We start from the raw sequence: 19,206 nt of genomic DNA, 5'->3' as shown, positions 1-19,206 counted from the left end.
TTCCTGGTTGTCCAGAAGAAAGCCCTCCTCCAGTGTTTTGTAAATGCGGTCCATATTCACAAGACAGCCGCGTAGCAGGAGAGAAAACAGGGGAGATCGTGAATCAGTTCCTCGAATTTCTGGAAAGTCAGGTATGTGCGCAGAACTCCTGCGTCTGTGTGAAGCTGGACAGCATTGTGAAAGGTGTCTGCATATAAAATGCTTTTTACAGGAACACGTAGAAGGGTACGGTCGCAGATCACCTCTATATATCGTGTATCCTGTGCACGCTTGATCTGAATGGAGTCCAATACCTTTGTGAGCTTGTTTGTATCAAGAGGCTTCAGAAGATAATAAGCTGCCTGCACGTCGTAACTGGCAACCGCAAAAGCATCGCTGCTGGTAACAAAAATAAGAGCACAGGAGTCGTCTTTTTCCCGAAGCTGGGCGGCCAAGTCCATACCATTGGCCTGCTTTATGTAGATATCAAGAAAAATCAGGTCATAACTGCCGGGAGAATAGCTGTTCCAGAAGTCTTCAGGTGAAGAGAAGGTATGTAATTGGATAGATATCTGTCTTTGGTCATAATGTTCCCGGGCAGCTTCTGCAAGTGCATCAAGATCCTGCTGCACATCATCAATTATTGCAATGTTCAATGCTGAAATCCTCCAAAAGAATGAAAACCTGCAGTAAATCAAAATGTTGCTGTGAACAGTAACATCAAAATATCACTGAAAGTGTCATTTCATCCCATGTATATTGTTTTTTCAAAATAAATCGGATATAGTAATCTCAAGGTGATGAGGCGTTAGAAAGTATTGTAAGCTTTTTTGGTCCTCTATATAATATCACAAAATATGATAAAAGTGAGGTAGAAAAATGAAAAACTGGAAAAAAGTTATGGCTATGTTGTGTGCCGCAGCAATGGTAACCGGATCTTCTGCTCCTGTATGGGCAGAGGCAGATGCAGCAGAAGATACTGAGGCTGCAGATGATGAGATTACAGAATTAACAATGGACATGCTTGATGAAGCTGCATATGAAGGAACATGGTTATCTTTTGAGCCAGGCTTCGATCTCTATGTACCAAGTAACTGGGACGTTCTGGAAATTTCAGATGAAGATGCTGCAGACGGTGTTATGTTCCAGGCACAGGATCCGGATTCTGAAGAAGGCGTGAACATGGTAGTGACTGCTACAGATGTTGGAACAGAGTATGATCTGTATTCCATGGCTGATGAGCTGGCTACAGAGTATGAAGATGTTGAGAAGGTTTGCATTAACGGACTCTATGCAGTTTCCTTCGAGACTGAAAGTACATACGGAATCGCTTTCCTGGAGGATGCTGAGGGAATGATGTACAATGTACAGATCGGACCGAAATCTGACGACATTCAGCCTATCGCTGAGACACTTTTCGTTTCTCTGATCAAGACAGAAGACAATGTGGAAAATGCAGAGGCTGAGACCGATGCGGCAGCTGACGAAGAAGCAGCAAACTAATTGCTATAAATGCAATCAGCAGTAATAACTAATTTAAATGCGAAACGTGAATGTCAGCTGGAAATAAATTCTGAAGCTGGCGCTTAAGAAAACAAAACAGAAGCTATGCAGTATATGGAAAAAGACTGCATGGCTTCTGTTTTTTTTGTTTCATCAGATAAATATGCGTTTAACAGTTAGCTGTGTAAAGATTTCTTCAGCTTCGTATTCCATTTCTGTACAATCAACGGATTCATTTTAATCTTTTTACGATCGTAAGTGATCAGTCCGTTGGTTTCTTCTTCAATATCAGAAAGCTGCGTGAAAACAGTTGCAGAGTATCCTTTTTTCACAGAAGGTACGATAGTGTTTTCCATCAACCTGGAGAAGCTGTCGGTAAGCGCCTCGCTGGTGGTAAATTTCTTATATCCGTAAATATTTTTACAGGCACTGTGCTCTGGCAGGCGAAGAGAGTAACCTCCAAATTCCGATAAAGCAAGTACGCGGTCTGATTCTGGTACTGGAAGTCCAAGAAAATAATAATGGAGACTGTTAATATCACCACAGCCCTGATCAAACCATCCACTGGCAGAATCTACCAGGCGGGAAGGATCCAGACGGTGAATAAAATCTGTAACTTTTTTTGTGGAAAATTGTCCCCATCCTTCGTTAAATGGTACCCATGTGACAATGGAAGGATGATTATACAGTGTCCTGACCATATCCCGGATATCGTCAATGTATTCCTGGCGGCCGAATTCATCTGTGCGGGAGAGCAGGCGGGCGTGGAGGTCTTTTACCGGAATGCGCATCCAGTTTAATAATGTAGCCAGATAGGTGACAAACCAGTGATGGTAGGAAGAACCGCCGTTAGGCATATCCTGCCATACCAGCATTCCCATGCGGTCACAGTGGAAATACCAGCGGTCTGTTTCAATCTTGCCATGCTTGCGGAGCATATTAAAACCAAGATCTTTCATTGCACGAATATCGTAGATGAGAGCTTCATCTGAAGGTGCTGTATAAAGCCCGTCGGGCCAGTAGCCTTGATCCAGCACGCCGCTCTGAAAATATGGCTGATTGTTCAGGAAAAAGCGTGGATAGTTATCGTCAGCTATCTGTACGTCACATTTGCGGAGTGCGAAATATCCAAGAATCCGGTCTTTGCCATATTCCAGGGAATAGGGGTAAAGCCATGGCTCTTTGGGAGTCCAGGACTTCTGCATATTTTCCGGGATGGAGAGGGTGGCTCCTTTTCCGGGACGGATTGCGGCGGTAGTTATTTCATCCTGGCATAATGTATCGTTAAGTCCGTCTGCTTCGAGAAAAACAGGAGGATAAACTTTACAGATCACATTGGATGAATTCTGCCTGTCAGGTGAAAAAGCCAAAACAGTTCCCTGAGAATCTGTCTGATCCGCTGCCGTGGGACTTATATGGGCGGGAGATGCATTTTCGGCCGAGGATGCGGAGGATACGCGGATTCGCATCCGGACCAGACTATTGTCCCAATCCGGGGTAACACGCACATCTCTTATGTATTTGTTCGGTACGATCTCCATCCATACAGTCTGCCATATCCCGCTCTGGGCAGTATAGAACATACCGCCGCGTTTCAGCTGCTGTTTGCCTCTGGCATGATAGGAGGTGTCACTGAAGTCATGGACACTTATTAGGATAGAGACTGTGAGATCTTCTGTAATAAAGTCTGTAATATCTGTGGTAAATGGAAGGTAGCCGCCCTTGTGATAGGTGACGAACTTTCTGTTAATGTACACACTGCAGATCTGATCTACAGCTCCAAAATGCAGAAGAAGCCGCTGACTTTCTGTATTCAGGCAGTTCTCTGGCAACTGGATGGTACGGGAATACCATAAGGTTTCATCAGGCAAAAGCTGGCGCTTTACCTGGGAAAGAGGTGCTTCCGGTGAAAAGGGCACCAAAATCTGTCCGTCAAAGGGGAAATATTCGCTTTTATAAAATTGCCATGGAAGAATGCGGCTGTCAGTGATCAGGTAGTCCCACATCCCGTTCAGATTGATCCAGTGACGGCGTACCATACCTGGACGAGGATATTCTTTCAGAGTCTGTCCCCGGGCAGCCGCTTTGCTCCAAATGGTTTCCAGATTTTTCAAATATATGTCCTCCTTAAATTTACGAAAAGTATGAAAAAATAATTATAATGATATGTCTTATTATACACGAAATATGGACGTTTGCAATTGGATTTGTTAAAACCCGTTCCGCAACATTACTGTTCACTGGTAATGTTCCGCGAGGTGTTTTTGCGAACAAAGTTCACAGAAAAACGAGAATCTGAGCGTGAAATCTTGCGGATGCATGAGTTTTGTGTAACGCGAAACGTGTTGCTATGAATGGAGCGAAGAGAAACACGCTTGCAGGGGGGAGTGGACAGCATATCGCAACTTACGATTGAAAAAGCAGGTGCGGTATGTTACGATAAAAAGGATTGATGGAGGGGAAAAAGATGAATAATTCACAAAACAAAAATCTGCTGACAGAGGGGTCTATCTGGAAGAAACTGATGGGATTTGCGTTCCCGCTTTTTCTGGGAAACCTGTTCCAGCAGCTGTACAATACAGCAGATTCTCTGATCGTGGGAAACTTTCTGGGAAGTGATGCACTGGCTGCGGTAAGTTCATCCGGCAGTCTTACATTTCTGCTGGTAGGATTTTTTCAGGGTCTTGCTATGGGAGCAGGCGTTATCATAGCGAGATATTTTGGCGCAAGGCAGAAGAAGGAGCTTCACAGGGCGATTCATACCACGGTGGCTTTTGGTATTCTGTGCGGTATACTTCTTACAGCTGGCGGTGTTGTGCTTGCACCGAAGATTCTGATCCTTATGAAAACACCGGCAGATATTTTGCCGAAATCCACCCTGTATTTCCAGGTATATGCCATGGGATCCCTGGGTCTGGTTCTTTATAACAATTTTGTAGGCATTATGCAGGCAGTGGGAGACAGCCGTCATCCATTGTATTACTTGATTTTTTCATCACTTTTGAATGTAGCTCTGGATATGGTTTTTGTAGGCGGACTTGGAATGGGTGTGGAGGGCGCAGCTCTTGCCACTATCATTTCCCAGTTTATGAGTGCATTTTTGTGCCTGTACCGTCTGATGAAAAAAAGCCCGGAGGAGTATACGGTTTCCCTTAGGGATGTTCGCCTGGACTCCTATATGCTGAAACAGATCGTATCCAACGGTCTTCCTGCTGGCATCCAGAATTCCGTGATCGCCATTGCAAACGTGGTAGTGCAGTCTAATATCAACAGCTTCGGCAAGCTGGCTGTTGCTGGATGCGGGGCATATTCCAAGGTTGAGGGATTTGGTTTTCTGCCTATTACCTGTTTTTCTATGGGGCTGACCACATTTATCAGTCAGAATCTGGGCGCAAAGAAATATGACAGGGCAAAAAAAGGAGCCCGTATTGGTATTCTCTGCAGTATTTCGATGGCAGAGATCGTGGGAATTATTGTGTATTTTGCAAGCCCGGTATTTATTGCCGCTTTTAACAATGATCCGAAAGTGATTGCTTTTGGAGTGAAAGAGGCACATATCATTACTCTGTTCTATTTTCTGCTTGCCTTTTCCCATTGCATTGCAGGACTTATGCGTGGAGCGGGAAGAGCTACGGTGCCCATGTTCGTTATGCTGGGCTGCTGGTGCGTGATCCGTGTGACTTATATAACCATCGCTGTGAAGCTGCATCCGGTGATCCAGACTGTATTCTGGGCTTATCCACTGACCTGGTCATTAAGCTCCATTCTGTTTTTGATTTTTTATCTGAAATCAGACTGGATCCATGGTTTTGAGAAAAAAAGAAACTGACAGAGGCGGAAAATACTGAAATAAATGCCAGTGGATAGTGAAAAAGGAGTTATGGTTTTTATGAATGTACTGAACATTGAACATGTAAGCAAGATTTTTGGAGATAAAAAGATTTTTGATGATATTTCCTATGGAATCCATGATGGGGATAAAATCGGAATCATTGGAATCAATGGAACTGGAAAAAGTACTCTGCTGAAAATCATTGCAGGGGAAGAGGAGACAGATGAGGGACAGGTGATTTCCCAGAATGGCCTTCGTATCACCTATCTGCCTCAGATGCCAGATTTTCCAAAGGGTGCCATTGTACAGGACTATGTGGCTGATGGGAAATGGCAGAAGGACTGGAGCACGGAAAGTGAGGCCAGAAATATTTTGAATAAGCTGGGGATTACAGAACATGATGTCCCTGTGGAGCAGCTTTCTGGTGGACAGAAGAAGCGTGTAGCTCTGGCCAGAACTCTGGTAAACCCTTCTGATGTGCTGATTCTGGATGAGCCTACCAACCATCTGGATAATGAGATGGTAACCTGGCTGGAGGATTACCTGAACCGGTTTAAAGGCGTTGTGATCATGGTTACGCATGACCGTTATTTCCTTGACAAAGTTACCAATAAAATTCTGGAAATCAGTCATGGAAAAGTATATTCCTATGATGCCAATTATTCAGGATTTCTGGAATTAAAAGCACAAAGAGAAGAGATGGAACTGGCTTCCGAGAGGAAGAGACAGAGCATTCTCCGTATGGAGCTGGAATGGGCGAAGCGTGGCTGCCGTGCAAGAAGCACCAAGCAGTGCGCCCGTCTGGAGCGTCTGGAAGCGTTAAAAAATGGCAAGGCGCCTGTTCAGGAGACAGATGTGCAGATGGACTCTGTGGAGACCAGAATGGGGAAAAAGACAGTAGAGCTTCATCACATTTCCAAAAGCTATGGCGATAAGGTGATTCTGGATGATTTTGACTATATTGTGCTGAGAAACCAGAGACTTGGAATTATCGGACCAAATGGATGCGGAAAATCTACTTTGATCCGTATTATTGACGGAATGGTGGAACCGGATTCCGGTACTGTGGAGATCGGGGAGACGATCAAGATCGGTTACTTCGCCCAGGAGGTACCGGACATGGATGGAAACCAGCGTGTGATTGATTATATCCGTGATGTGGCAGAGTTTATTCCTACCCGTGATGGAAAGATCAGTGCATCTATGATGCTGGAGCGTTTTCTTTTTGATTCTGCAATGCAGTATACACCGGTAGCCAAGCTGTCAGGAGGAGAGAAGAGACGTCTGTATCTCCTGAAGGTACTGATGGAGGCGCCAAATGTACTTCTTCTGGATGAGCCAAGTAATGATTTGGACATTCCTACACTGACAATTCTCGAAGATTATCTTTCTACATTTTCCGGAATTGTGATCACGGTATCTCACGACCGTTATTTCCTGGATGACGTGGTGGATCGCATTTTTGCCTTTGAAGGGAATGGAAAACTGACCCAGTATGAGGGTGGTTATACAGATTATGCGGAGGCGAAAGCGCGGAAATATGGGGTTGGAAGCAGTGAAATTGGTGCCGGGGCCGGCAGCAGTTTGTCGGATAAAGCAGCTTCCGGAAATAACAGTACAGAGGATGAAGGGAAAAAACCTACCAGAAAAGACTGGAAGCAGGGTCAGAAGTCTGAAAAACTGAAATTTACTTATAAAGAAGAACGGGAATATGCTGTTATTGATGAGGATATAGCCAGACTTGAAGAGAAAATTGCCAGGCTGGAGAATGATATGATGGCAAATGCCACCAATTCCGTGAAGCTTCGTGAGATTATGGCAGATAAAGAGGCGGCGGAGAAGCAGCTGGAAGAGAAAATGGATCGCTGGGTGTATCTGAATGATCTGGCGGAGCAGATTGAGGCACAGAAAAATAATGGATAAAGGTGACCGGAAGCTGCATGCTTCGAAAGCCCATAAAGAAGAGAAAAGCTTTCTGAACAAGAGAAAGGAATTGTTTCGCAGACTGCCAAAAATTGACAGGATCATGGGAATGGAACTGACGAAAGAACTGACGGAACAGTATGGGTATCGTGCAGTACTGGAAGCTGCCAGAAAGGTGGAAGAGCAGCTGCGGGATGCCATGCGTCAGCAGATTTTGGCGGAAGAAAAGCCAGCTGTGTTCCTGGATATATCTGGACTATCAGACCAGAAGGATGGCTTACCAGTAAAGCTGTCTGATTTGAAGGCTTTGTCTGAGACAACATTAGATTATACAGAGTACATTTTGCAGGAAATGAAGAGACTGCTTGCGTGCAGAAGCCAGAGGCAGATACAGCGGGTGATCAATGCTACCGGTGTGATCCTTCACACAAATCTCGGAAGAGCGCCCCTTGGGGACAGACTTGTGTCTGAGCTTATACCTTTGATGACCGGATATACTAATCTGGAAATGAATCTGGAAAATGGGAAGAGAGGAAGCAGATATGATCATTTTGCTGAAAATCTCTGTAAGCTGACTGGGGCTGAGGCTGCCATTGCAGTGAATAATAACGCGGCAGCAGTGTTGATCATGCTGACGGCGCTGGCATCTGGAGGAGAAACCGTGGTTTCCAGAGGAGAACTTGTGGAGATTGGAGGGAAGTTCCGGATTCCGGATGTATGCAGCCAGAGTGGAACGATGCTTGTGGAAGTGGGGACTACCAACCGGACTTATCTGGAGGATTACGAAAATGCAGTGACAGAGAATACAGCTGCTTTTCTGAAAGTGCATACCAGCAACTATCAGATTACCGGTTTTACCCATGAAGCAGAGCTTGCGGAACTTGCAGAAACAGCACATAACCGCGGAATTCCCCTTCTGGTGGATCTTGGAAGCGGAAGCCTTGTGGATATTGCCTTTTATGGAATCGAGCCTGAAAAGACCGTACAGGAGCTTTTGAAGAAAGGCGCAGATATTGTATCTTTCAGTGGCGATAAACTTCTGGGCGGACCACAGGCAGGAATACTGGCAGGACGTAAAGATTTGATCGAAAAGATTTCCAGGCATCCTCTCATGCGGGCACTGCGAATCGATAAGTTTACAGCTGCCGCGCTGGATAAGACAGTAAGTATTTATCTGGATGAGGGTCAGCTGGAGAAAGAGATTCCGGTTTATGATATGATGAGTCGAAGTGCAGAAGAACTTAAGCGGAATGCATTATGGCTTATGGATGAACTGTTGTCTGATGATTCTGAATATGAACTTGCAGTGACCTCTACACGAAATCCTGTTGGCGGTGGTACTACACCTGGAAAAACACTGCCTGGAGCTGCATTGCAGATAAGAAGCCTGAATGGAAGTGGATTTTCCGCTCAGGAAATCAGTGACCGCTTACGGAAACTGGACACTCCGGTAATTGGTCATATTGTAGACGACCGGGTTTATCTGGAAATGAGGACTATAAGGACTGACGAAGAACTGGAGATTCTCAGAAAAGAATTGAAATATGATCTGTGCAAGAAAAACCCTCAATGACCTTTGAAAATCAATGAGGGTTTTGGCATATTATGATTTTATTTCCCCATATGCCATGCCAGTCTTACACTTGCAGAGTGGACTGTTCCTGTGAGCCAGTCGCAGTCATTGGTGATCCAGTCCATGATGCCAAGCTGACGGGTTTCCCAGGAAACGGTAGCTTCATGGGCTTCCGGTGTTTCTTCAGTCTCCATAGTGGTGTCGATCTCGTCGTAGCCGAAAATATATCCGCCTGCGCTCCAGATGCTGAAGTTGCTGTCAGGCCCCGGGTCAATTCTGCCCTCTCTTGCGGCAACCAGTCCGTCATGTCTTGCCTTATATTCTTCCTCGCAATCAGGTTTCAGTCTGGTTATGAACATTCTGTGGCGGATCAGTTCTTTGTTTTCGCGGACAACACCGAAATTGTGGTACATCAGACGCATGTTTTCGCCAGGGGTGGAGATCCAGGTGAAGGTGTGGTCAATTCTGGAGGTGAGAGCCTGGATGCTGGCTTTTTTCTCTTCTGAAAATTCGTTATTTTCGTCTGTTTCGTAATATCCGAAAATCAGGGAATCACAGTTCCAGATGCTGAAATTATGTACCTTTTCCTGATCCAGAAATGCAGTCAGATCTGGCCAGATCTCTCCTAATATCTGGCGGTATTCATTTTTTTTCCCTTTTTTGATTTCCATAGCAAAGCTGTGTCTTTCCATAAGAAAAATCCTCCGTTTTATAAAAATAAGAAATTGTGTATATCTGGTTTTTCTGTTTTGAATCCTGTTGGATAAATATCAATCGAAAAAAAGGACAGATTTACTGCTCACGGAACGTTACCAGTAAACAGTAATAAGGATAGCATAATTTCTCAGATAAATCCACCCTTATATTGACATTCGGCATGTACTTATATACAATAAGAGGACTGGCCTGGAGCAGGTTTGAAAAATCATTCCCGCAATCTGCACGCCTTGCTTTGCGGTATATTTTGCCTGAATTTCGTCTGCGTAGCCCGCTGTGATGCCCCATTCGGACAAAATTTCCTACAAATTGTGATGCTCATCTTGCAGAAAGTCTTTTTCAAACACGCTCTAAAAAAGAGGGCGACAGAACAAAAGGGTTACTGGTCACGGAGTGAACAGTAAACGAAAAGGTTTAATTACAGAAGAGAGGGGATTGTTTTTGGAAAAAGAAGTAAAAGTTCAGGAAAATAAAATGGGTGTGATGCCAGTGGCAAAGCTTCTGCTCACCATGTCTGTACCGATGATGATTTCCATGCTTGTCCAGGCACTTTATAATATTGTGGACAGTATGTTTGTGGCGAGATTAAGTGAGAGTGCACTTACTGCAGTTTCACTTGCGTTTCCGGTGCAGAACCTGATGATTGCAGTGGGAACCGGTACTGGTGTTGGTATCAATGCGCTGGTGTCGCGCTCTCTTGGAGAGAAAAAGCAGGAATATGCCAATAGTGCTGCAAATAACGGTATTTATCTTGCGATTTTCAGCTTTATTGGATTTGCAATTGTTTGTGGATTTTTTGCACCTGCTTTTTTCAGGGTGCAGACTACGGATCCGCAGATCATGGAATATGGTGTGGATTATGTCAGAGTGATCGGAATTATGTCCTTCGGCCTGTTTATCCAGCTGACCTGTGAGAAGCTTCTGCAGTCTACAGGGAAAACGATTTATTCCATGGCAACACAGCTTCTTGGCGCTATTATCAATATTATTCTGGATCCAATCATGATTTTTGGTTTATTTGGATTTCCAAGAATGGAAGTAACAGGAGCAGCTCTTGCCACTGTTACCGGCCAGATCATTGCAGCAATTGCAGGTGTGATCGTGAATATGAAGCTGAATAAAGAGCTTCATATTTCTCTTGTGAAATATAAGATTTCCGGTGATGTGATCCGCAGCATTTACAGCGTAGGTTTCCCATCTATTATTATGGCTTCTGTTGGTTCTGTTATGACATTCGGAATGAATAAGATCCTGATGGGCTTTACTTCCACTGCAACGGCGGTATTTGGCGTGTATTTCAAGCTTCAGAGCTTTATTTTTATGCCAGTGTTTGGACTGAATAATGGAATGGTTCCCATTGTTGCTTACAACTATGGTGCCAGAAAACCGAAGCGTATTACGAAAGCAATTAAGCTGAGTATTATTTACGGAGTATGTATTATGCTTGCTGGTTTCGCTGTATTCCAGCTGTTCCCGGGAAGCCTTCTGGGAATTTTCAGCGCCTCTGACGATATGATGGCAATCGGTATCCCGGCACTTCGTACCATCAGCCTCAGCTTTCTGATCGCAGGATTTTCTGTGGTTGCATCTTCTGTGTTTCAGGCATTGGGACATGGCTTTTTAAGCCTTGCGGTGTCTGTGCTGCGTCAGCTGGTAGTGCTACTTCCGGCTGCATTTATCCTGTCAAAAGCAGGTGGCCTTGGAGCCTGCTGGTGGTCCTTTCCCATTGCAGAGGTGTTCTCGGGAGTGATCTGCTTTGTGTTTATACGATATGCGTATAAGAAAGAAATTCATCCGCTTTACGAGAAATAAAACAGATAGGAAAACAAGAGCCCTCGGAATTTCGGTTCCGGGGGCTCTTGCTAAAATTAGTAATATTTATTTTTATTCCATATGCACTGTCACATGATACTCTGTCTTTCCATCCTCAACAGGTACCACATTTCCATCCACATGCCTGCCATCAACCTCCAGGTAAGCTACACCCTTTTCTACATTATTCGGGTTCTTAACGTCGAAGTAATAGGTGGCACCGCGGAAGCGGCGGGTGAGGGTGAAGTCACCGAAGCCCTCCGGAATACACGGATCAATGGAAAGTCCATCATAGGATGGCTGTACACCCAGAATTGCCTGGGAGAGGTTCACGAAAGTCCATGCAGCTGTTCCGGTAAGCCAGCTGTTTTTCGCTTCGCCATGGCGGGCTGCATCCCGTCCTGCGATCATCTGGGAATAGACATAAGGCTCTGTGCGATGGATTTCGCTAATGTTTTCAATATAAGACGGGCAGGTCTTTTTATAAATTTCAAAAGCACGGTTTCCTCTTCCGATAACGGTTTCGGCAATGGAAATCCATGGATTGTTATGGCAGAAGATTCCGGCATTTTCTTTGTATCCCGGAGGGTAGGAAGAAATTTCACCAAGGTTCAGGTAATATCTGGTGTAAGCCGGCTGGTGAAGCATAATACCATATTTGGTGTCCAGGCGCTCTTTTACAGAATCAAGAGCTTTTTTTGCCAGGCCTTCTTTTACACCAATGCCGGCAATGATACAGAAGCCCTGCGGCTCAATGAAAATCTGCCCCTCTTTGCATTCGTGGGAGCCAACCTTCTGAGAGGTGGCGTCATAAGCACGAAGGAACCATTCTCCATCCCAGCCAGCGTCAAGGACTGCCTGGTACATTTCTTCAACAGCTTTCTGTGCGATAGCAGCGTCCTCTTCTTTTCCAACACGTCTGCAGATCTCTGCAAACTCATTTCCGTATTTTACATACATACCTGCAATAAATACAGATTCTGCAACTGGTCCCTCAGATGGTCCTGTGGTCTGGAAGGATTCACCAGGTTCATTGGAAAAGCAGTTCAGGTTCAGACAGTCATTCCAGTCAGCACGTCCGATGAGAGGGAGCTTGTGTGGTCCAAGATGGGTGCGGCTGTATTCGAAGGAACGGCGAAGATGCTCAAAAAGAGGAGCTGCTTTTTCCATATGGCAGTCAAAAGCAACCATTTCATCCAGAATGGAATAATCTCCAGTTTCCTTTAAGTAAGCGGCCACAGCAGCAATCAGCCACAGCGGGTCATCGTTAAATCCGCTTCCGATATCCAGGTTACCTTGCTTGGTAAGCGGCTGGTACTGATGATAAGCACTTCCATCTTCGAACTGGGTAGCTGCAATGTCAAGGATTCGTTCTCTTGCACGCTCCGGGATCAGATGTACAAATCCAAGAAGATCCTGGCAGGAATCACGGAAGCCCATTCCACGGCCGGTTCCGGATTCATAGTAAGAAGCGGAACGGGACATGTTAAAGGTTACCATACACTGGTACTGGTTCCAGATATTTGCCATACGGTTTACGTGAGGATCCTTACTCTCTACATGATAGCGGGAGAGAAGATCATCCCAGTAAGTATTCAGGATGGCGAAAGCTTCATTTACCTGTTCGGAAGTTTCGAATTTCTCCATGATCTTCTTAGCAGGCTCTTTTTTGATCACGTTTAAAGCTTCCCATTTGTCGTCTTTTGGGTTTTCACAATAGCCGAGAAGGAAAACATATTCTTTTTCTTCACCAGGTGCCAGGGAAACATTGATCTGCTGGCTGGCAATGGGATACCATCCGCTGGCAACAGAATTGTGGCTCTTGCCTTCCTCTACAACGATTGGAGCATTATTGCCGCGGCCAAGTCCTAAGAACTCATCACGGCTGGTGTCAAAACCGTCTACAGGAGTATTTACAGTGAAAAAGCTGTAGTGATTGCGTCGTTCGCGGTATTCGGTCTTATGGTAAATGGTGCTGCCGATGATCTCAACTTCACCGGTGCTTAAGTTTCGCTGGTAGTTGGTCATGTCGTCAACGGCATTCCAGAGGCAGAACTCTACATATGAAAATAACGAAATCTCTTTCGCTTTATCTGAATTGTTTCGCAGAGTCAGTTTGTTGATCTCGCAGGCTGTGTCAACAGGGACGAATGCAAGAAGATCAGCTGCCAGGCCGTTTTTCTCACCGTGGAAACGGCTATAGCCAAGTCCATGGCGGCACTCATAAACATCAAGAGGAGTGCGGGTTGGCATTGCACCTGGATTCCATACGGTATCTCCATCTTTGATATAGTAGTATTTTCCGTTGGAATCTACCGGGATATTATTGTAGCGGTAACGAGTGATACGGAGCAGCTTTGCATCTTTATAGAAGCTATAGCCGCCGCAGGTGTTGGAAATCAGTGTGAAGAAATCCTGGGAGCCATGGTAATTGATCCATGGCAACGGGGTATCTGGTGTTGTAATAACATATTCTTTATTGACGTCATCAAAATGTCCGAAATTCATAGTGGATCTCCTTTGATAAATTTTATTCTTGCTGAATTCTTTCTAATTGGTTGATTGCTATTCGTGATTTACATCAGGGTGCATTATTTTAATTTTCGAAGCTGCATAGTGATCTGCGCTTATATAAGTAATAATGTTTTGCAAATGCAATGAGTAGTTTCGAAAAAATCAATTGGATTGAATTGTGAGATAATTAACACACGAAAACGAATAAGTAAAGGCAATAAGAAATAAAAGTAAAGAATAATGGTATATATTTGTTCTTAGTATAATAGAAAGACTGATTAAAAGCAACATAAAAATTACAGTAATAATTAAATCTATTATATATTACAAATCAGAGATTTAAAACACGAAACTTTTCGCGAAAACATTTCGAAAAGAGCTCTTATTCACGATTAAATTGTTAAAAACACAAATATCCAAATTGTGCAATAGGTAGAATGACGTGAAAACGCACAAAAAACGCCAGAAACCACTTGATTTTTTGTGCACTAGGGGGTACTATAAGCTTACGAAAACGATTTAGAGATGACAGGAAAGAAAAACAGGAAAGAATGAGGCAAGCATATGGTTTCCATGAAAGAAATCGCAAAACAATGTAATGTCTCAGTCGCCACTGTCAGTAAAGCATTAAATGGTTACTCCGATATCGGAGAAGAAACAAAAAACTACATATTAAGAACGGCTTCAGAGATGGGATATCTTCCCAACTCATCGGCAAGAGCTTTGAAGACGAAGCGAACCTTTAATCTGGGAGTTTTATTTGTGGACGAGGCCCGAAGCGGTCTCACACATGATTACTTCAACAGAGTACTGGAAAGCTTCAAAAGCACCGCAGAAGCGAAAGGCTATGACATTACTTTTACAAGCGGAAATGTTTCCGGTAAAAGGATGACCTACCTGGAGCACTGCAGATACCGGGGCGTGGACGGAGTAGTAATGGCCTGTGTGGATTTTACCGCAGAAGAGGTTCAGGAGCTTCTCCTTTCAGACATTCCGGTGGTGACCATCGATCATATCTGTGATGGAAGGATATCGGTAGTATCCAACAACATCCAGGGAATGGAAGAACTTGTTACCTATATATATAAGAAGGGACACCGCAAGATCGCTTACATTCACGGAGATGACACATCGGTTACCAAGAATCGTCTGGGAAGCTTTTACCGGACCCTGCAAAGGCTGGGTATTGAAGAACCGGATGAATATGTAAAACCGTCTTTTTACAGAGATGCTGATCTGGCAGGTGAGAGAACCGGTGAACTTTTGGATTTGAAAGATCCGCCAACCTGTATTCTCTATCCTGACGATTATGCAGCGATGGGAGGGATAAACGAGATACGGGAAAGAGGACTTCGGATACCGGAAGACATTTCAGTAGCCGGGTACGATGGAATCAATATCGCCCAGGTTCTTGAACCCAAGCTGACAACCCTTTGCCAGGATACAGCGGCAATCGGAAGGATAGCGGCAGAAAGGCTGATTGAGCTGATTGAGCACCCGAAGACAACAGTTATTGAGAAATACACAGTGGATGGAACCCTTTTTAAAGGTGCTTCCGTGAAAACTTTGTATCCATCAAAAAATTTCAAGTAGTTATTAAAAAAATTAAAAGATACAATTAAAGGAGGAAGTAACATGAAGAAAAAAATGGTGAGCGTATTATTAACAGCTTCTATGCTGGCAGGAATGACATTATGTGCAGTCCCGGTTATGGCAGAAGATGCAGAAACACCGGAAAACGAAGTTACCGGTGACGCTTCCGCAGATGATTCCTTTGTAGTATGGGGATGGAACGATGATATCAAGAAGATCCTTGATGGACCATTCAAAGAGGCTTATCCAGATGATTATGAAAGAATCGTATTCGTAAACACAGGCGGATCTGATTATTATCAGAGCAAACTGGATCCTGTACTTGATGATCCTTCAAATGAGTTATATCCTGACATGATGGGTCTGGAAGTTGACTATGTTCAGAAATATGTAAACAGCGACTGGGTACAGAATGTAGCAGATCTTGGAATCACAGCTGATGACTATGCAAACAGCTATCAGTACAATCTGGATCTTGGATCCGATGTTGATGGAAACGTAAGAGCTCTGTTCTGGCAGGCAACTCCTGGATGCTATGCAGTTCGTGCAGATCTGGCTGAGAAATATCTTGGAACAACAGATCCGGCAGCTTTAGCTGAGAAATTCAAAGATCTGGATACCATTGTTGCTACAGCAAAAGAAGTGAATGACGCTTCCGGTGGAAAATGCAAACTGTTCTCCGGTTATGATGAGATCAAACGTAGCCTGACCGGTTCCAGAACCCAGGGCTTCTATGATGAGAACGATAAGATTACAATTGATGACAACATCAAGACATATATGGAAACAGCTAAGACTCTTTATGATGAAGATCTTACCTTCAACACAGATCAGTGGAGCGCTGACTGGAGTGCAAACATGAGTGGTGATGGCGTTGATTCTAACGCAGCACTTGCTTATATGGGATGCCCATGGTTTGTATACTGGAGCTTAAGTGATGCTTGGAAAGGCAACACAATCCTTGTTCCTACCCAGACAAAATGCTATTGGGGCGGCACAGGACTTGCAGCTACAACAGATTGTGCAGATACCGAGCTTGCAGCTAAGATTATGAAGTTCTTCACATGTGATGAAGATGGAATGGTTGCAATCAACGCTCTGAACTCTGACTATGTAAACAATACAGCAGCTGTCAGCAAGATCATCGAGGCTGGTACATCCGCAGATGGAAACGGCTATCTGTATCCAGACGCTGGACAGAACTTCATGGAGTTCTTCCTTCCATTAGCAGACGGACTTGACGCTTCTATGGTAACAGCAGAAGACCAGCAGATCCTTTCCCTTATGGATACTCAGACCAAGGCTTATGCTACAGGCGAAAAAGACCTTGATACTGCACTTGCAGATCTGACTGCATCTATCCATGATACATTCTCTTACCTGAGCGCAGAATAATGTGGCTTAAGAGTTTGCAGAGTCAATCATAAGTAAGTAGTGAGTGTGCTGCTTCTTCCCCAAAGAAGGAGCAGCACATTCTTATATAAGCGAGCAGCTGCTTTTGCTATAAAAAAGCAGAATGACTGCCAGTGGCAGAGGAGGATGGCGCAGAAGCCCAAAGGGGCAGGTACTCCCGCCAGTGTCAGGCATTCTGCCTGGGAAAAGCAGGCAACTTCAGACAGGAGGCTGTTATGAATAAGAAAAAGAAAAAAATGATCGATTATGGAAGGTATGGCTACTTCTTTATTGCACCGTTTTTTATCACTTATCTGGTGTTCCAGCTGTGGCCACTGATCAATACTTTCTATTATAGTACCTTAACCTACTACAAACGTAACGGACGTGAATTCATGGAGTTTGCAGGACTTCAGAATTTTGTAAATATCCTTGGTATGGCTGCAGGAGAGAGAGGTTATGTACTCAGCTATCTGAAAAATACCCTTGTAATGTGGGGCTGCAACTTTGTTCCTCAGATTCTGGTTTCCCTTCTTCTGGCTGTATGGCTGACGGATGAGAAGGTTAAGGTAAAAGGAACCGGTGCGATGAAGGTTATTGTTTACCTTCCAAGTGTTATCACTGCAGCTTCCGTTTCTGTACTGTTTAAATCTTTATTTTCCCAGTACGGACCAATCACCCAGACGTTGAAGGACTGGGGCGTTCTCAGCAAGAACTTCGATTTTATGTCCAGCGTAGCAGGAAGCCGTGGGCTGATCTCCACAATTCTGTGGTGGATGTGGTTTGGTAATACGACCCTGCTTCTGATTTCAGGCGTTCTTGGCATTGACCCGGGACTTTTTGAGGCTGCTGATATTGATGGTGCAACAGGCTGGAAAAAATTCCGCTACATCACTTTACCGCTTTTGAAACCAATTATGCTGTACACACTGGTTACCTCCGCAATCGGTGGTCTTCAGATGTATGATATCCCAGCACTGTTCAACGTTCCGGAGACCGGACTTGTTGGTCTGCCAGATGATAAGACTACCACAATGGCCATGTATATTATGCGTTTGTACAACAGCGATGTTGGAAAGGCAGCAGCCGTTTCCGTAGTACTGTTTATTATCACGTTGGTTGTCAGTCTGATCCTGTTCGCAACTATGAGCGACAGCGAAGACAGACGTATGAAAAAAGAGCAGAAACAGCGTAGAAAGGCAGGTGGAAGATCATGAGTAAAGCCGCAACAGCAGACAGCTACAGCAAGAATATGCTGCATCAGAAAGTCTTCCGTACCATTATTTGTATTTTATTCTGTATCATTGCACTTTTGCCATTTGTTCTTCTGGTTATGAACGCAACAAGAGATTCTGAGTCTATCAAGGCTGGTGTTTCCCTGATTCCGTCCACACACCTGATCGAGAACTGGAAAAACCTGATGATCAAGCAGAACGGTATGCAGATTACTTTGCAGAAAGCGATCATTAACTCTGCAACCATTACGATTCCTGGAACTTTCCTGTCAGTTTATTTTTCATCTCTGACAGCTTATGGTATCCATGTATATGATTTCAAATTCAAAAAATTTGCATGGGCATTTATTATGGCAGTTATGATGGTACCAAGTCAGATTTCCATCATCGGTTTCTACCGTTTCATGCTGGATCTGAAGCTGATCGATACATACGTTCCGTTGATCATTCCTACCATTGCAGCTCCAACTGTTGTTTTCTTTATGAAACAGTATATGGAAAGTACACTTTCTCTGGAGATGATCGAGGCAGCTAGAATCGACGGTTCAAAAGAGTGGAATACCTTTAACAAAATTATCCTTCCAATTATGAAACCGGCAGTTGCCACACAGGCAATCTTCCAGTTCATCGCACAGTGGAACAACCTGTTTACACCTACCATTTTGCTGACAACAGATTCCAAGAAAACACTTCCTATGTTTGTACAGCTGCTGAGTTCTAACCAGTTCCGTACTGACTATGGTGTAGTTTATGTAGGACTGTTTGTTACTATTATCCCTCTGGTTGTTGTATACTTGGTACTTTCCAAGTACATCGTCGCAGGTGTTGCACTTGGCGGTGTTAAGGGTTGATGGCGTGTATGAAAATATATTAGATTAAGAAAAATATTAAAGAAAAATATTAAAGAAAAATATTAAAGAAAAATATTAAAGAAAAATAAGTGTATGGCCGGAGGAGAAGTCTTCCGGTCATATTTTTGAGCTGTTTCAAAAAAATAATTTGGATATGCTGAAATTAATTGGATTTTTCGGAGTTTTCAGGTGGCAAACAGGGAATTATATGTTATACTGATTGGGTGTCATTTATGGGAACAAGCGGGAAAGGAGAACCCTCTTGTGATAAACACAAGAAGT

14 protein-coding genes and 2 pseudogenes are annotated in these 19,206 nt (G+C 44.0%); 11 read left to right on the top strand and 5 right to left on the bottom strand.

Features of this window, described 5'->3' with window-relative positions:
* Positions 1 to 56 precede the first annotated feature (56 nt).
* Positions 57 to 635, bottom strand: coding sequence for a LytTR family DNA-binding domain-containing protein (locus AB5618_RS13400; RefSeq protein ID WP_243880060.1), 579 nt, complete (start codon positions 633 to 635; stop codon positions 57 to 59).
* Between the two features lie 223 nt (positions 636 to 858).
* Here AB5618_RS13400 and AB5618_RS13395 point away from each other — a divergent pair, with 223 nt between their 5' ends.
* Entirely contained in the window at positions 859 to 1,482 is a 624-nt protein-coding gene (locus tag AB5618_RS13395; RefSeq protein ID WP_173769732.1) for a hypothetical protein, read from the top strand.
* 176 nt (positions 1,483 to 1,658) lie between these two features.
* On the opposite strand, the gene AB5618_RS13390 is transcribed toward AB5618_RS13395, so the two are convergent.
* Positions 1,659 to 3,596 carry a glycoside hydrolase family 2 protein gene (locus tag AB5618_RS13390; RefSeq protein ID WP_243880061.1) on the bottom strand — a complete coding sequence of 646 codons (1,938 nt, stop codon included), beginning with the start codon at positions 3,594 to 3,596 and terminating at the stop codon, positions 1,659 to 1,661.
* A 353-nt stretch (positions 3,597 to 3,949) separates the two neighbouring features.
* Between AB5618_RS13390 and AB5618_RS13385 the strand changes: the two genes are divergently transcribed.
* From AB5618_RS13385 to selA, 3 genes are read left to right on the top strand one after another with little or no spacing between them, the layout of a single operon-like run.
* Positions 3,950 to 5,311 (top strand): MATE family efflux transporter, encoded by a 1,362-nt coding sequence (locus AB5618_RS13385; protein WP_148462817.1) that lies wholly within the window; start codon positions 3,950 to 3,952, stop codon positions 5,309 to 5,311.
* Between the two features lie 60 nt (positions 5,312 to 5,371).
* Positions 5,372 to 7,237 carry an ABC-F family ATP-binding cassette domain-containing protein gene (locus tag AB5618_RS13380; RefSeq protein WP_368366836.1) on the top strand — a complete coding sequence of 622 codons (1,866 nt, stop codon included), beginning with the start codon at positions 5,372 to 5,374 and terminating at the stop codon, positions 7,235 to 7,237.
* Positions 7,230 to 8,810, top strand: coding sequence for an L-seryl-tRNA(Sec) selenium transferase (gene selA, locus AB5618_RS13375; RefSeq protein ID WP_368366835.1), 1,581 nt, complete (start codon positions 7,230 to 7,232; stop codon positions 8,808 to 8,810). Before AB5618_RS13380 ends, selA begins: the two co-directional genes overlap by 8 nt.
* Before the next feature lie 38 nt (positions 8,811 to 8,848).
* Here selA and AB5618_RS13370 read toward each other — a convergent pair whose 3' ends face one another.
* Entirely contained in the window at positions 8,849 to 9,502 is a 654-nt protein-coding gene (locus AB5618_RS13370) for an L-rhamnose mutarotase (protein WP_195379757.1), read from the bottom strand.
* A 225-nt stretch (positions 9,503 to 9,727) separates the two neighbouring features.
* On the opposite strand from AB5618_RS13370, the pseudogene AB5618_RS13365 reads away from it, so the two are divergent.
* A pseudogene (locus tag AB5618_RS13365) lies at positions 9,728 to 9,772 on the top strand (hypothetical protein); the annotation flags it as partial.
* Here AB5618_RS13365 and AB5618_RS13360 read toward each other — a convergent pair.
* Positions 9,761 to 9,823 (bottom strand): annotated as a pseudogene (locus AB5618_RS13360) (hypothetical protein); the annotation flags it as partial. The pseudogenes AB5618_RS13365 and AB5618_RS13360 overlap by 12 nt on opposite strands.
* Between AB5618_RS13360 and AB5618_RS13355 the strand changes: the two are divergent.
* Both AB5618_RS13355 and AB5618_RS13350 read left to right on the top strand, forming a co-directional pair.
* Positions 9,814 to 9,924, top strand: a complete 111-nt coding sequence (locus tag AB5618_RS13355) for a DUF6783 domain-containing protein (RefSeq protein WP_308768431.1) — start codon at positions 9,814 to 9,816, stop codon at positions 9,922 to 9,924. The pseudogene AB5618_RS13360 and the gene AB5618_RS13355 overlap by 10 nt on opposite strands.
* Positions 9,925 to 10,001: 77 nt before the next feature.
* Positions 10,002 to 11,339 (top strand): MATE family efflux transporter, encoded by a 1,338-nt coding sequence (locus AB5618_RS13350; RefSeq protein WP_148462876.1) that lies wholly within the window; start codon positions 10,002 to 10,004, stop codon positions 11,337 to 11,339.
* A gap of 72 nt (positions 11,340 to 11,411) precedes the next feature.
* On the opposite strand, the gene AB5618_RS13345 is transcribed toward AB5618_RS13350, so the two are convergent.
* A complete protein-coding gene (locus AB5618_RS13345) occupies positions 11,412 to 13,847 on the bottom strand; it encodes a glycosyl transferase (RefSeq protein ID WP_368366834.1) in 2,436 nt (811 codons plus the stop codon).
* A gap of 570 nt (positions 13,848 to 14,417) precedes the next feature.
* Between AB5618_RS13345 and AB5618_RS13340 the strand changes: the two genes are divergently transcribed.
* The 4 genes from AB5618_RS13340 to AB5618_RS13325 all read left to right on the top strand — a co-directional run bounded on the left by AB5618_RS13340 (position 14,418) and on the right by AB5618_RS13325 (position 18,924).
* Positions 14,418 to 15,446, top strand: a complete 1,029-nt coding sequence (locus tag AB5618_RS13340) for a LacI family DNA-binding transcriptional regulator (protein WP_118580086.1) — start codon at positions 14,418 to 14,420, stop codon at positions 15,444 to 15,446.
* Between the two features lie 42 nt (positions 15,447 to 15,488).
* Positions 15,489 to 16,841, top strand: coding sequence for a hypothetical protein (locus tag AB5618_RS13335; protein WP_148462812.1), 1,353 nt, complete (start codon positions 15,489 to 15,491; stop codon positions 16,839 to 16,841).
* Positions 16,842 to 17,074: 233 nt separating this feature from the next.
* Positions 17,075 to 18,055, top strand: coding sequence for a carbohydrate ABC transporter permease (locus AB5618_RS13330; RefSeq protein WP_148462811.1), 981 nt, complete (start codon positions 17,075 to 17,077; stop codon positions 18,053 to 18,055).
* The gene (locus AB5618_RS13325) at positions 18,052 to 18,924 is read left to right on the top strand and encodes a carbohydrate ABC transporter permease (RefSeq protein ID WP_226814790.1); all 873 of its coding nucleotides are present in this window, start codon (positions 18,052 to 18,054) and stop codon (positions 18,922 to 18,924) included. Before AB5618_RS13330 ends, AB5618_RS13325 begins: the two co-directional genes overlap by 4 nt.
* Positions 18,925 to 19,206: the final 282 nt, after the last annotated feature.

It is taken from the genome of Ruminococcus sp. J1101004sp1_RTP21198st1_B9_RTP21198_201120 (assembly GCF_040924245.1).
In the GTDB taxonomy this organism is placed as follows: domain Bacteria; phylum Bacillota; class Clostridia; order Lachnospirales; family Lachnospiraceae; genus Blautia_A; species Blautia_A faecis.
This window is presented reverse-complemented; position numbering and strand designations above follow the sequence as displayed.